At 32.4% G+C, this 15,043-nt stretch carries 15 protein-coding genes; 12 read left to right on the plus strand and 3 right to left on the minus strand.

The window, feature by feature from the left end; genetic code table 11:
- Positions 1–86 precede the first annotated feature (86 nt).
- Positions 87–818, minus strand: coding sequence for a bacteriorhodopsin-like (locus RH82_RS06360; protein WP_034059138.1), 732 nt, complete (start codon positions 816–818; stop codon positions 87–89).
- Positions 819–951: 133 nt separating this feature from the next.
- Here RH82_RS06360 and RH82_RS06365 point away from each other — a divergent pair, with 133 nt between their 5' ends.
- Positions 952–1,854 (plus strand): Brp/Blh family beta-carotene 15,15'-dioxygenase, encoded by a 903-nt coding sequence (locus RH82_RS06365; RefSeq protein ID WP_034059139.1) that lies wholly within the window; start codon positions 952–954, stop codon positions 1,852–1,854.
- Between the two features lie 54 nt (positions 1,855–1,908).
- Here RH82_RS06365 and dnaK read toward each other — a convergent pair whose 3' ends face one another.
- Entirely contained in the window at positions 1,909–3,813 is a 1,905-nt protein-coding gene (dnaK, locus tag RH82_RS06370) for a molecular chaperone DnaK (protein ID WP_034059140.1), read from the minus strand.
- Between the two features lie 213 nt (positions 3,814–4,026).
- Here dnaK and RH82_RS06375 point away from each other — a divergent pair, with 213 nt between their 5' ends.
- Both RH82_RS06375 and RH82_RS06380 read left to right on the plus strand, forming a co-directional pair.
- Positions 4,027–4,530, plus strand: coding sequence for a hypothetical protein (locus tag RH82_RS06375; RefSeq protein WP_034059141.1), 504 nt, complete (start codon positions 4,027–4,029; stop codon positions 4,528–4,530).
- A 122-nt stretch (positions 4,531–4,652) separates the two neighbouring features.
- Positions 4,653–6,077: an L-serine ammonia-lyase gene (locus RH82_RS06380; protein ID WP_034059142.1), complete on the plus strand. Its 1,425-nt coding sequence runs from the start codon at positions 4,653–4,655 to the stop codon at positions 6,075–6,077.
- A gap of 75 nt (positions 6,078–6,152) precedes the next feature.
- On the opposite strand, the gene RH82_RS06385 is transcribed toward RH82_RS06380, so the two are convergent.
- Positions 6,153–6,611 carry a nuclear transport factor 2 family protein gene (locus RH82_RS06385; protein WP_034059218.1) on the minus strand — a complete coding sequence of 153 codons (459 nt, stop codon included), beginning with the start codon at positions 6,609–6,611 and terminating at the stop codon, positions 6,153–6,155.
- Positions 6,612–6,715: 104 nt separating this feature from the next.
- Between RH82_RS06385 and panB the strand changes: the two genes are divergently transcribed.
- The 9 genes from panB (at position 6,716) to RH82_RS06425 (ending at position 14,913) form a co-directional block, all read left to right on the plus strand.
- Positions 6,716–7,534, plus strand: coding sequence for a 3-methyl-2-oxobutanoate hydroxymethyltransferase (gene panB / locus RH82_RS06390; RefSeq protein ID WP_034059143.1), 819 nt, complete (start codon positions 6,716–6,718; stop codon positions 7,532–7,534).
- Between the two features lie 84 nt (positions 7,535–7,618).
- Positions 7,619–7,885 (plus strand): four helix bundle protein, encoded by a 267-nt coding sequence (locus RH82_RS06395; RefSeq protein ID WP_316930902.1) that lies wholly within the window; start codon positions 7,619–7,621, stop codon positions 7,883–7,885.
- A 99-nt stretch (positions 7,886–7,984) separates the two neighbouring features.
- Complete coding sequence (locus tag RH82_RS06400; protein ID WP_034059144.1) at positions 7,985–8,683, plus strand: RluA family pseudouridine synthase; 699 nt, start codon at positions 7,985–7,987, stop codon at positions 8,681–8,683.
- A gap of 77 nt (positions 8,684–8,760) precedes the next feature.
- The gene (locus RH82_RS06405) at positions 8,761–10,131 is read left to right on the plus strand and encodes an aldehyde dehydrogenase (protein WP_034059145.1); all 1,371 of its coding nucleotides are present in this window, start codon (positions 8,761–8,763) and stop codon (positions 10,129–10,131) included.
- A gap of 238 nt (positions 10,132–10,369) precedes the next feature.
- The gene (locus tag RH82_RS06410; RefSeq protein WP_034059146.1) at positions 10,370–10,681 is read left to right on the plus strand and encodes a hypothetical protein; all 312 of its coding nucleotides are present in this window, start codon (positions 10,370–10,372) and stop codon (positions 10,679–10,681) included.
- Positions 10,662–10,820 carry a hypothetical protein gene (locus RH82_RS18360; protein ID WP_156112431.1) on the plus strand — a complete coding sequence of 53 codons (159 nt, stop codon included), beginning with the start codon at positions 10,662–10,664 and terminating at the stop codon, positions 10,818–10,820. Before RH82_RS06410 ends, RH82_RS18360 begins: the two co-directional genes overlap by 20 nt.
- 137 nt (positions 10,821–10,957) lie before the next feature.
- Positions 10,958–12,223 carry a serine hydrolase domain-containing protein gene (locus RH82_RS06415; RefSeq protein WP_034059147.1) on the plus strand — a complete coding sequence of 422 codons (1,266 nt, stop codon included), beginning with the start codon at positions 10,958–10,960 and terminating at the stop codon, positions 12,221–12,223.
- Positions 12,224–12,602: 379 nt separating this feature from the next.
- A complete protein-coding gene (locus RH82_RS06420; RefSeq protein ID WP_034059148.1) occupies positions 12,603–13,031 on the plus strand; it encodes a hypothetical protein in 429 nt (142 codons plus the stop codon).
- Between the two features lie 142 nt (positions 13,032–13,173).
- Positions 13,174–14,913, plus strand: coding sequence for an amidohydrolase family protein (locus tag RH82_RS06425; protein ID WP_034059149.1), 1,740 nt, complete (start codon positions 13,174–13,176; stop codon positions 14,911–14,913).
- Positions 14,914–15,043 lie beyond the last annotated feature (130 nt).

Genomic DNA, 15,043 nt, shown 5'->3' on the forward strand with positions numbered 1-15,043 from the left:
ATTTATATACAAAAAACGCAACCAAATTAATGATTGCGTTCTAATGATACTTTTAAATAATAATTACTAACCAACCAACAAAAATATTAAGAAAGAGCATCATTTTTTTTAACCGCTAAAGCATAAATTACAAGACCAAAGCCTATCTTATTTATAGCATCTGCAATGTTATATACTACATCAACACTACCTGAACCAATGAAGCTTGTATACCACCCTTCTGTTCCCAACATGTAACCTAATGGATAAATTGCCCATCCAACAAGTACAAACCAGCACAGAATTTTGTGTGCTTTTAATATTTCACCTCCAGCTGCCACTGCTAATTTCTTAGCACTACCTAACCAAATTTCATAAACAATCACAAAGTATGCTGCTCCAGAAATGAATCCCCATAGTGCTGCTTGACTTGGAAAGACTGCTTCACCAAAGTAACCTGTAACTAACATGATAACAGATAAACCTATTAGTTTCCACATTAGAGATGGCTTTGCTCCTGCTACTTTTAATATTAGGTAAAACTCAACACACATTAATGGCACAGTCAATATCCAATCTACATACCTAAAGAAAGTAGGAGACTCCATGTTTACAGCCCAATAATCTCTCATGTAGAAATAATGAACGGCTGCAATAAATGTAATTAGCCCAGAAACGAGAACAGATGTTCTCCATTTCTTATCGAACTGATTTAATGATAAAAAGAAAAATGCTGATGCGGCCATCATAGCCATACAACCAACAAAAAATGTGAATCCTACATAATCCGTTGGATCCATCTTAGACGTTACGTCGGTAAATAGTAGTAAATTGTTCATGATAATTTTGTTTAATTATTAGTTAAATCTCTTACACAAATATATAATTGTTTAACCTATAATACTAATGATTGAACAAAATAATTATTATTTTAACATAAAATTTTGATTTTAATTACTAATATTGTAAGTAATGTCGTCAAAAATTAAAATTTTACCAATAGTACTAAGTTTTTTTGGACTTTGGATAGCAACCAAATTCTCAAGTGAATTCGAGGTTGTTTTGGGTTTTATTCTCATTTTGTCCTTTGGAATATTACATGGCTCAAACGACATATTACTAATTGACTCATTATCTAATTCTAAAGCGGCCTATCCATTTGTAAAAATATTGTCAATATATTTACTCACCGTTTTAACTGCTGTTGTAGTGTTCTACTTTATTCCAATACTAGCTTTAGTACTATTCATTATCTTTAGCGCCTTCCATTTTGGCGAACAACATTGGGAAAACAGAGCGCTACAGGCTTCTAAATGGATTAACAATCTATTTTACCTGGTTTATGGTTTACTAATTCTCTTTCTTTTATTTATAATTAATAAAACTGAAGTTATTGAAGTTGTTAAGTCCATAACTGAATATAACATTAATGAACGTTTAATTACCTATAGCACAATAACTGTTGGTAGTGCCTTTATTTTATTATCACTGTATTTGATTTTTAAATCTGAAACTTATAAAAAGGATATTCTAAAAGAATTCTTCTATATCCTTGTTTTCTTTATCATTTTTAAATCCTCTACATTAATTTGGGGATTTACTATTTATTTTATTTTTTGGCATAGCATTCCTTCTCTGTTTGAACAAATAACATTTATCTACGGAGATTTTAGCAAAAAAAATATTCTGCTTTATTTTAAAAAAGCATCTCCTTATTGGGTTATCTCTTTAATAGGGATCGCTGGAGTTTATTATATTTTTAAAGATCAAAAATTATTTTATGCAGTATTCTTCTCTTTTATTGCTGCTGTTACTTTTCCGCACTCAATTGTAATAAATAAAATGTTTGCGCATAAAAAAACGCAACCAAATTAATGATTGCGTTTTAATATGTAATGGATTCCTGCCTTCGCAAGAATAATAAAATGCTTATTTCACTTCTTCGAAATCTACATCTTCAACATTGTCACTTTCAGCTTGAGCTGGTTCTTCTGCTCCTGCTTCTGGTCCAGCTGCTCCACCTTGAGCATCTGCTTGTGCTTTGTACATTTCTTCGCTAGCTACTTTCCAAACTTCGTTAAGTTTATCTAAAGCTGGGGCGATAACTGCAACATCTTTAGTTTCGTAAGCTACTTTTAATTCAGCTAAAGCTTCTTCAATTGGTGCTTTTTTATCATCAGATAATTTATCACCAAATTCTTTAAGTTGATTTTCTGTTTGGAAAATCATAGAATCTGCTTCGTTTAATTTCTTAGCATTTTCTGATGCTTTTGCATCTGCTTCTGCATTTGCTTCTGCATCAGCTCTCATTGCTTTAATTTCATCTTCAGTTAAACCAGAAGACGCTTCGATTCTAATATCTTGTGTCTTGTTAGTTGCCTTATCTGTAGCAGAAACTTTAATTATTCCGTTAGCATCAATATCGAAAGTTACTTCAATTTGTGGTACACCTCTCTGTGATGGTGGAATATCGCTTAAATGAAAACGTCCAATTGTTTTATTATCTGCTGCCATAGCTCTTTCACCTTGTAATACGTGGATTTCCACTGAAGGTTGGTTGTCTGCTGCTGTAGAGAATACTTGAGACTTTTTAGTTGGAATCGTTGTATTTGCTTCAATAAGTTTCGTCATTACGTTACCCATTGTTTCGATACCTAACGATAAAGGTGTTACATCTAAAAGTAATACATCTTTAACATCTCCAGATAATACACCACCTTGAATTGCTGCTCCTAAAGAAACAACTTCATCAGGGTTTACACCTTTAGAAGGTGTTTTTGCGAAAAACTTTTCTACTGCTTGTTGTACAGCTGGAATACGTGTAGATCCACCAACTAAAATTACTTCGTCGATATCACTTTTAGATAATCCTGCTGCTTTTAAAGCTGTTGCACAAGGTTCTATTGTTCTTTTTACTAAATCATTAATTAACTGCTCGAATTTAGAACGTGTTAATGTACGTACTAAGTGTTTTGGTCCACTTGCAGTAGCCGTAATGTATGGTAAATTAATTTCTGTTTGCTCTGAAGCAGATAATTCAATCTTAGCTTTTTCTGCAGCTTCTTTTAAACGTTGTAAAGACATTGGATCTTTACGTAAATCCATAGACTCTTCAGCGTTAAACTCGTCTGCTAACCAATTAATTATTTTTTGATCTACGTCGTCACCACCTAAGTGTGTGTCTCCATCTGTAGATAACACTTCAAATACACCATCTCCTAATTCAAGGATTGATACATCATGCGTTCCACCACCAAAATCGAAAACAACGATTTTTTGGTCAATTCCTTTTTTGTCCATACCATAAGCTAAAGCTGCTGCTGTTGGCTCGTTGATGATACGACGTACTTTTAAACCTGAAATTTCTCCAGCTTCTTTAGTTGCTTGACGTTGCGCATCGTTAAAATATGCTGGTACAGTAATAACTGCTTCTGTAACTGAAGTTCCTAAATAATCTTCAGCAGTTTTCTTCATTTTCTGAAGAATCATAGCAGATAATTCTTGTGGTGTATATAAACGACCATCAATATCAACACGTGGTGTGTCATTATCTCCTTTTACTACTTTGTAAGGTACACGTTCTGCTTCTTTTTTAGACTCAGAATACTTGTTTCCCATAAAACGTTTAATAGAATAAACTGTTTTTGTTGGGTTAGTTACTGCTTGTCTTTTCGCTGGATCTCCAACTTTAATTTCCCCACCTTCTACAAAGGCAATTACAGATGGTGTTGTTCTTTTTCCTTCTGCATTAGGGATAACTACTGGCTCGTTACCTTCCATTACAGAAACGCAAGAGTTGGTAGTTCCTAAATCGATTCCAATAATTTTACTCATAATTTATATTTGTTTTAAGTTTCCCGCTTTTTGTTATAAAAATACTTCAGCAAAAGCGAAATGAATTTTGTTAATTATTTACTACTCCATAAAGACAATGATTATGCCATTAGAAAAAATATGACATCATGTCAGCTTTTATATTTAAAAATTATTTCTATTATAATCTACTTTGGTATTAGTTTTGATATACATTAAATAAATCTAAATATTATGACACGCATATTATCTTTTATTGCAGTATTCGCTTTATTATTAACATCTTGTGAAGGTCCTCAAGGCCCTCCCGGTTTCGATGGCTTTGATGGTCAAGATGGCGGCATCATAGTCTCTTCTGCCTTTGAAATCACATTAGATCTTGATGCTTCCAACAATTACGAATACATTGAAGCTTACAACTTTGAAGTGTTTCCTACAGATGTTACTTTAGTCTATGTCTTATGGGAAACCTTAAATGGACAAGATATTTGGAGGCTTATGCCACAAACAGTCCAATTTAATGATGGCAACTTGGTATATAATTATGACTTTACACAACTGGACGTGCGTTTCTTTCTCGATGGGACCACAGATTTCTCACTATTAGATGCTTCATTTACTCAAAATCAAGTATTTAGAGTCGTTGTTATCCCAGCAGATAATATTGGTAAAACGGATTATTCAAATATAGAAGTTGTTATGGCACTTTATGATATTACCGCCTTTACTAAAAGATAAGTTTTACAACCTTTAAAAATAAAAACAGTAAACAGTTTTGATAATTTATATCAGAGCTGTTTTTTTATGTCTAATACATAAACAAAAAGCTATATTTGTGATACTAAAACGTAATAGTAATTATGGAATGTATTTCAATTTTTGACATGCTTAAAATTGGTGTAGGACCATCGAGTTCTCACACTTTAGGACCGTGGCGTGCTGCAGAGCGTTGGCTTTCAGAATTAAAAGAAGACCATGTTTTTAACGATGTTACCAGAATCCAAATAGATTTATATGGCTCGTTATCTTTAACAGGCAAAGGTCATGCGACAGATTTGGCAGTTATGCTAGGTTTAAGCGGAAGTGATCCAGAATATATACCCACCGAAACTATTGATATTATTATTGCATCTATCGATAATACTGAAAAACTAGTTTTAGGAAATGAAAAAATAATAGACTTTGATCGCCATTCTGAAATTATTTTCAATCGCGTATTCCTTCCTTTTCATTCTAATGCCATTACATTTACTGCCTTTAGCTTAAATACCGAAATTCACCAATCGACCTTCTACTCTATTGGTGGTGGTTTTGTTATAAAGGAAGAACGAACTGTTGATGCTGAAAATGCAGTACTTAAAAGTGAATTTCCTTTTCCTATAGATAAAGCATCAGAATTACAAGCGTTTTGTAAAAGTGAAAACAAGCAGATTTCTGAAATTGTTTTAGAAAATGAAAGATCCCTTAGAGATGACAAAACTATAGATTTCGAATTACAACGTATTTGGCAAACCATGCTCGATTGTATGTTTACAGGCTGCCATACAGAAGGTACTTTACCTGGAGGTTTAAATGTAAGACGTCGTGCTTTCGACATGCATAAAAAACTAAATATTGAAATGCCTTACGTTACCTCTCAAGATTGGTTACAATCTATAAGACAAAGTGAGGTTAAATTTAGACAAATATTAAAATGGGTAAGCTGTTTTGCTTTATCTGTAAACGAAGTTAATGCTGCTTTGGGTCGTGTTGTTACTGCTCCAACTAATGGAAGCGCAGGCGTAATACCATCTGTTTTAATGTATTATTTGGTTATTGAAAACCATGATGCCGATTTTAAACACATAAAACAATTTTTATTAGTCGCTGGAGAAATAGGAAGTATCTTTAAAAAAGGTGCAACAATCTCTGCTGCAATGGGCGGCTGTCAGGCCGAAATTGGTGTAAGTTCAGCAATGGCAGCGGGTGCTTTATGCGAATTATTAGGTGGCTCATCAGAACAAGTTATGATTGCAGCAGAAATTGCTATGGAACATCATTTAGGTTTAACATGTGATCCTATTGGTGGCTTGGTTCAAATTCCTTGTATAGAACGCAATGCAATGGGAGCAATTAAAGCTATAAATGCTGCCGAATTAGCATTAGATACAGATCCTAAAAACGTAAAAGTACCTTTAGATAAAGTTGTTGAAACCATGTGGGAAACAGCAAAAGACATGAATAACAAGTATAAGGAAACCTCCAAAGGTGGATTAGCTGTTAGGGTTAACATGGCGGATTGTTAAACTAGATTGTTGGATTGTTGGATTGTTGGATTCTAACTAATCGAAAAGTCGAGTTAATCGAACAATCAAGATGATTTATTTTCCGCATCCTTCTCGACGCCTAGTATCCACTAAATAGAAAATCTGCCAAGTGTCATTTTCTTTTATAAGCTGAAAAGAATTCACGCCACAATGGCTAAATTGTCCGTTAAACCAAAATTCATATGCCGTCCAAGCATTAGCCATATTTCCGTCTATTTGAATATTATAGCTTAGAATTTTTTCTTCAAATTTTTGATCTTTAGGGATTGAAACTATTGATTTTATAAAATCTGAAGCCTTAGTTGTTGATAATTGTAGAACACCTTCCTTATTTTTCCCTATGGACTGTAACTGCAAATCTTTATGCATGAGAGACATCATTATAGTACTGTCTTGTTTATGGAAACCTTCAAAAAAAGTCTCGATAGTCTGTTTTACTTGTGTTTCGGCTTCAGATTGCGCATTAATATTTCCGAAGAAAAAAAGTGTAAATATTATAACAAAGTACTTCATAATTAAATTATTTACTTGCAATGTATTGTTTTTCATCTGTAAATAAAAATCGTGCTTTATATAGTAAATTTAGTATTTTTACAATCTATCTTAATTTAAACTAAATGTCTGTAGCAAAAAAAGAATATAAAAGAGTAACCGTAAAATCGCTTGTCGATATGAAAAAACGTGGAGAGAAAATCTCCATGCTTACTGCTTACGATTATACCATGGCAAAAATTGTTGATGGCGCTGGAATTGATGTTATTTTGGTTGGAGATTCTGCCAGTAATGTCATGGCTGGACACGAAACTACTTTACCTATTACTTTAGACCAGATGATTTATCATGCGTCTTCTGTTATTCGTGCTATTCACAGAGCTTTAGTTGTTGTAGATTTACCTTTTGGAAGTTACCAAAGTGATCCTAAAGAAGCTTTGCGTTCTGCCATTAGAATTATGAAGGAATCTGGTGGACATGCTGTAAAAATGGAAGGTGGAAAAGAAGTTAAAGAGTCTATAAAACGCATTCTTAATGCAGGAATTCCGGTAATGGGACATTTAGGCTTAACGCCACAATCTATTTATAAGTTTGGAACTTATACTGTTCGCGCAAAAGAAGAACAAGAAGCTATACAACTTAAAGAAGATGCGCTAATGCTTGAAAAAGCTGGCTGTTTTGGTCTTGTTTTAGAAAAAATCCCTGCAAAATTAGCACAAGAAGTTGCTGAAAGTGTTTCTATTCCTGTAATTGGTATTGGTGCTGGAAATGGTGTTGATGGTCAAGTGTTAGTAACACATGATATGGTAGGAATGACACACGAGTTTAATCCGCGTTTTTTACGTAGATACATGAATTTATATGAAGAAATGACCAACGCCTTTACGCAATATGGTGAGGATGTTAAGAGTGGCGATTTCCCTAATGATAACGAGCAGTATTAATAGGGATTATTAGATTGCTGGATTTTTCGTTTCTTACTCCATTGAATTGTAGCAATCTAAAAATCGAGAACTAATCAAAAAAAGATGCATAGATTTAAAGGTTTAGAAGTTTGGAAAAAAAGCAGACTATTTTGTTCTGAAATTTATGCTATAACTTCAAGATTTCCTGATGCTAAAAAATTTGGATTGACAAATCAATTACGAAGAGCTTCCGTGTCTATTGATTCAAATATAGCTGAAAGTTCTTCTAGGCAATCAAATAAAGATTTTGCAATATTTCTTCAAATCTCTTTAGGTTCTGCATATGAAATTGAAACACAATTACTAATTACTTCTGATTTAAAATTCTAAAATCAGGAAGAATTAGAATCACTTTTAAAAAATTTAAATTCGATTATTAAAATGACCTCGAAATTTAAATCAACCTTGAAACTAATCTAACAATCCAAAATGTCGAAGACATTATCTAATAAATCTAATTTACTTGTAATCCACGAAGACAATCACATCATCGTGGTAAACAAACGCGCAGGAGATATTGTACAAGGCGATAAAACTGGAGATAAGCCCTTAAGCGATGTTGTTAAAGAATACATTTCCAAAAAATATAACAAACCTGGCAGCGTATATTTAGGAACCGTTCACAGACTTGATAGACCAACTACTGGTTTGGTAATATTCTCAAAAACAAGTAAAGCTTTACCTCGCTTAAATAAACTATTTGTGTCTAAAGACATCTCGAAAACGTATTGGGCTTTAGTAAAAAATAAACCTGATAAAGAAGCTGACACTTTAATCCATTGGCTTAAAAAAAACCCAAAAAACAATAAATCTAGAGCGTATATAAACGAAATACCAGATAGCAAAAAGGCGATCCTTCATTATAAAACAATAAAGACTTTAGATAATTATTATTTACTAGAAGTAAATCTTGAAACGGGACGCCACCATCAAATACGTGCACAATTGTCTAGCATTGGAAGTCCAATAAAAGGGGATTTAAAATATGGTTTCGATCGTAGTAATAAAGATGCAAGTATTAGTTTACATGCTAGAAACATTAAGTTTATTCATCCTGTTTCTAATATTGAATTACATATCACTGCGCCTTTACCTAAGGATGCTATTTGGGACGCTTGCTTAAAATAAAGTGACCATTTCACTGCTTATAATGAAACCATGATTACAAATTAAGTTTCGTAACTTTACTATTCTAATCGACTTCTATGATTCCTGAATTACTACAATCTCAAAAAGAGTATTTTAAAACTGGTGAAACTAAAAACGTAGCTTTTAGGAAACAGGTTTTAAAACACTTGAAAACGGAGCTCATTAAGCGCGAAAATGAAATTATTGAAGCCTTAGCAAAAGACTTTAAAAAACCTGCTTTTGAATCGGTTTTAACTGAAACTACCGTGGTACTTTCAGACTTAGATTTAATGATTAAGAATCTTAGTAAATGGGCTAAACCAAAAAGAGTTATTCCTGCTTTATTAAACTTCCCTTCTACAGATAGATTATATTCTGAACCTTTTGGGCAAACCCTAATTATTGCACCTTGGAATTACCCGTATCAATTAGCGATAGCACCAATGGTTGCTGCAATTGCAGCTGGAAACACTGTTCTTTTAAAACCAAGTGAACTCACACCAAATACTTCGGCGCTTTTAAAAAGTATTATTGATACCGTTTTTAAACCTGAACACGTTAGTGTTACCGAAGGTGGTGTTGCAGTTTCTACAGAATTATTAGCACAACGTTGGGATTATATCTTCTTTACAGGAAGTGTAAATGTTGGAAAAATTGTAGCCAAAGCTGCGGCAGAACACCTCACACCATTAACTTTAGAATTAGGCGGAAAAAACCCATGCATCATTGATGAGACTGCGAATATTAAACTCACAGCTAAACGTATTGTTTGGGGCAAATTTTTAAATGCAGGACAAACCTGTATAGCTCCAGATTACATATTAATTCATCACAGTAAAAAAGAAGCCTTTTATAAAGCCATGCAAATTGAAATCGATAAGGCATATTCTAATAACCCAAGTACATCTAAAGATTTTTGTAGAATTGTTAACGACATGAATTTTAAGCGTTTAGCCAAAATGCTAGACAACGAAAAGTGTATTATTGGTGGACAAACGGATGCTAAAATACGCTACATCGCTCCGACTCTAATAGATGAGCCTCAAATGGATAGCGAAGTCATGAAAGATGAAATTTTTGGTCCCATTCTCCCTGTGCTTTCTTATAAAAATGAAGCTGAAATAGAAACCACAATTCATAAATACGAAAAACCATTATCGCTCTATGTCTTTAGTACAAATTCAGCTAAAGCTGGGAAAATAATAGAAAAATATGCCTTTGGTGGTGGTTGTATAAATGATACTGTAATCCATTTTGCAAACCACAGATTACCTTTTGGTGGCACAGGAAATAGCGGTATTGGCGCATACCATGGTAAGTTATCTTTCGATACGTTTTCGCATAAAAAAGCTGTTGTAAAAAAAGGAAACTGGTTAGATTTACCAGTAAGATACGCACCATACAAAGGAAAATTGAGCTTTATAAAAAAAGTGTTTAAGTGGCTTTAACTTATATTCATTCTTAAACATCTTTAAAGTATAAACTGCATTTATTACATTACTACACAATTCTCGAACAAAGCTACTTAAGATATATATGTTGTGAGCCATTAGACCAAACTCAACCAATGAGAAAAACCAAAATTTTTCTATACTTTTTAATGACACTTCAATCTTGTGAATCTGATCTTTTATTTGACAACAAAACTAATCAATATAAGGGCTAACAAGATTATCAGCAACCATTTTGTCTATTACATCGAATATTAACAAAACAACATTTGAAGTTTCAATAGATGATAACGAAAACATTATTGACACTCTTTCCATTGAGAAAATCAAAACAGATGACAATGGAAATGTTCTTTTTGAGTTCAAGGAATTTTGGAATAAATATGGAAAAACTATAAGACGGACGTACTACAGAAATAACAAAGATTTATTTTATCAAAAAATAGGCTACAAAACAGAGGACATTGAATTTGGTTCTGAATATAAAACATTCGTAAATAAAGAATATATTATTGACAAAGCTCAAAATGATAGCCTTCGAACCTAATGAAGTCGACGCTATTTTTATGAAATATAATTACTCATACGATAGGAAAGGCAAAAAAGAAACTTTATCAATCACTTCTATTTCTGATTCTATTACCTCTGTAAACTTTACGAAATTTAACGATAACGAAAAATCTTAGTTTAGATATCAAATTATCGAGAACGATACGCTTAAAAACGCATCACACCATATAAAAAACAATTGTAAGCAAGTAAAAAAAATAAAACTGCAACAAAAATCAAACTTTTTAATCTTTAAAATAAACTAATAGTTCAAATGAAAAAAACAACTTTAATTATAATCATCGCAATTGCTTTTTCTTCCTGCAATCAAGCTAAAAAAAACAACATCACCGCTTTAAGTAAAAATCAAATTGCGAAAAATTCTCTGACAGCAGCATTGGATTCTATTCAGAAAAGTGGACAAATAAACGGATTTGCAGTTGCAATGGTCAATCAACACGGAGTGCTTTACGAAAAAGGCTTTGGATTTTCCAATAGTGAAGCAAAAGAAAAGTATACTAAAAATACAATACAGCACATAGCTTCGGTTTCTAAAACATTAATTGGTATTTCTTTAATGAAGGCCAAAGAAATGGGTAAACTAAATCTTGACGACCCCATTCAAGATTATATACCTTTTAAGGTTATTAACCCTAATCACCCTAATGAAATTATAACAATAAGACATTTGGCTACGCACACTTCCGGAATCAATGATACAGAACAATATATGAACCGTTCATGGATTCTTAAGGAGAATCAAGACCTAACCAATATAAGTACAGATTACCCTGAACAACAATTAAACACGCCTGAAAAAGAGATACCGATGGAAGAATATCTTAAGAGGTATTTAGAAATAGATAGAGCATACTATCAAGATGATAATTATATCAACTTTAAACCAGGAGAGCGTTATAACTATTCAAATATAGGCGCAACTTTATGTGCGCTAATAATTGAAAAAGCAACAGGTCAACCATTTGATTCGTTTACAAAAGAACATATTTTAAAACCATTAGAAATGAATTCTTCAGGTTGGTCATTAGAAGATGTAGACATAAAAAAGCATTCAAGATTATATAGAAATGATAATACTCTTTTACCTTTTTATACTGCAATAACCTATCCTGATGGCATGTTGATTTCATCGAGTAGCGATATGGCAAAGTATCTCTTTGAATTAATTAAAGGGTATTCTGGAGAAGGAACATTGCTGAAAAAAGAAAGTTATAAAGAACTTTTTACAGAACAACTAAGTGCAAACAATTTTGAAGAAGGTAAACGCAGCACAGGAAACCCCTATGATGAAGATTATAATCCGGCCATTTTTATTGGTCATAGTGCATTAGGTTTTGTTGGACATTCCGGTGGTGACGCTGGCGTTGCAACATGGATGTTTTTTGACAAAAAGAAAAAGACCGGGAGATATATTGTTATTAATTGCGATATGGGAAATGACGAACGCGCTAGAGAATTGGAGTATTATGCCATTTGGGATAAAATGGATACCTATTTTAATAAATTGAGCACAGAATAGCCAGCGCATAAAACCGCATATAAATTAATTGCATGGTTATTTACCAACACCAAAAAACCTTTGCATTAATTTTGAATGAAGAACATTCTAAAAACTACCGCTCGTCCAATTTTTATTGGATTTGCATTTCACCTTTTTATTATATTAGAGTTTACAATACTGAACTAATATAAAAATAACTATTCTCGAACTTGGTGTGTAATAATCGCTGGAGTAATATTTATATATTTAATTGTATACGTAGTAATTAACAAACTATTTGTTAAAAAAAGAAAACATTGAATTTATATCTATGCTTTATTTACTAAATTTAGTGCTCAAACACGCAACTAATTTTAAACAAAAATGTTGTCAATAATTTAAAAAACTCGAATTAAGAATGGAAATCACATTACAATATTGGAATACCTTAGCTAATCAAACCATTCTGATAAGCTCATTACTAAGTGGTTTTTCTATTACAGTAGTAGCAAATTTATTAGTTTCTGACAAAAACGATAAACTAACCAATAGCATTTTAAAATCGGCAACTCTATCCGCGGGCTGTTTTCTTGTTTCTGTATTTGCTATGATACAAATATCAATGATAACAACACCGGGCGGCTATTTGAAAAATGTTGCTACAGATGACTTTTTGATACCAAGAATAATTGGAATGGCTACTTTTATGATTGGACTGTTTTCTTTAGCAATTATGATTTCATTGTCGGGATGGACGAAATCTAAAAAAATAGGAAATTTCACAACTACTATAGGAGTCTTGACACTGGTATTAATTTTTATAACAATGACAAGAATAAGTTTTTAAAAGAAAAACAACATTATGTCTCTTTTTATGTTCTATTTGTGATTTATATACATAAATTTATAAATGCTAACTTAATCTATACAAACATTTTAGACACAAGTATGGCGGATAATAAATAGTGAATTAATAAAACAAAAATTATATGACCACTAAAACCTTCTTCTCCTTTCTTTCTTTACTATCTTTTTTCTCAGTCTTCTCTCAAACTTATATTACGAACGTAACCATTACAGATGTAGAAAACCACAAACTTATTCCAAACCAAACGGTGGTTATTACAAATGATTTAATCACTACTATTGAGCCTACTAAAAGAGTAAAAGTTCCTAAAAACGCAACAGTTATTGATGGAACAGAAAAATATCTTGTTCCTGGATTAACGGATGCACATATACATTTTTTCCAAAACGGAGGTCTATATACCCGTCCAGATGTTATTGATTTAAGGAAAGACAAGAGTTATACCCAAGAAATAGCGTTGGCAAAAGAGAATATGGAGAATAAATTGCGAAGGTATTTACAAAACGGTATTACTTCCGTTATTGATGTTGGTGCTAATTATCATTTCCTTAAACAACGTGAAGATTTTACAGACAAGGCGTTTTCTCCAACGATTTTTATAACTGGTCCGTTATTGACTACTTTCGAACCTGAAGTGTATAAAAATTTAGGGAATGATGAGCCTTTCACTTTAACAAAAACCATTAAAGACGGTATTAACGGTGTAAAAAAACAACTAGAATATAAACCAGATTTTATCAAAATATGGTATATCGCTGGAGCCGACGGTTTAAGTATAGAAGAAAGTGCTTTAAAAAATCTGCCTATTGTAAAAGCAATTATTGACGAAGCACATATAAACAATTTAAAAGTTGCTGTACACGCAACCCAAAGAATTACTGCACAATTAGCTATAGAAAACGGCGCCGATTATTTGGTACATAGCGTAGATGACGAAATTATAAATGATGATTTTGTAAAACTGTTAAAAAACAACAACACCATCCTCTGCCCAACATTAATAGTACACGATGGGTATGTAAATACATTCGGTCAAAAAACAGAAATGAGCAATTATGAATTGCTAAAAGCAGATCCATATCAATTGGGTTCTTTATTGGATTTAAAACATTTACCAAACACTTTATTAATCAATAATTACAAAAAAGGTTCAAATTCAAATGAAAGTATTGCGCGTTTAAACAAAGCTAATTCTATTAGCAGGGCCAATCTTAAAATACTGTCAGACGCTGGCGTTTTAATCGCAACTGGTACAGATGCTGGAAATATTGGCACTTTGCATGCTTCTTCTTATCTAGCCGAGCTACAAGCCATGAAAAAAAGCGGGATGAGTAATTGGCAAATCTTGACGGCTTCTACCATTAATGGTGCTAAAATCCTTGATAAAGAAAATGAATTCGGAAGTGTAAGTGTTGGCAAAAAAGCAAATCTTATCCTTGTAAATGACAACCCAGTTAACAACCTTGAAAACCTAACAAAAATAGACCTTGTTATAAATAAAGGTGTCGTTTTTAACCCTAAAAACTTATTGAAAGACACACCAGTAGATTTGGCACAAAGACAATTAAATGCATATAACTTTAGAAATTTAGAAGCTTTTTTAGAACCATATGCTGAGGATGTTGAAGTGTATTCGTATCCTGAAAAGCTACTTTATAAGGGTAAAGAAACAATGAGAAAGCAATATTCTAGTATGTTTGAGAATACGCCAAATCTACATTGTGAATTAAAAGAAAGAATTGTGCAAGGCAATATTGTTATTGATAAAGAGCGTGTTCAATTTGGAAATAAAATTATTGAAGCAGTTGCCATTTATCATATTGAAAACAATAAAATTAAAAAGGTGTATTTTATTCAGTAAGCAAAATAGAACAGAAGGCAATACTTAACTTTCTATAAAGAAATAGTGCTTTAAGGATTAAACGAATAGTATAATCATAAAATAAAAATCATTGCTTTTAATATACTAGACTGTTAGCTGTGCTAAAACA

The sequence above is a fragment of the Lacinutrix jangbogonensis genome (assembly GCF_000797445.1).
Lineage (GTDB): Bacteria > Bacteroidota > Bacteroidia > Flavobacteriales > Flavobacteriaceae > Lacinutrix > Lacinutrix jangbogonensis.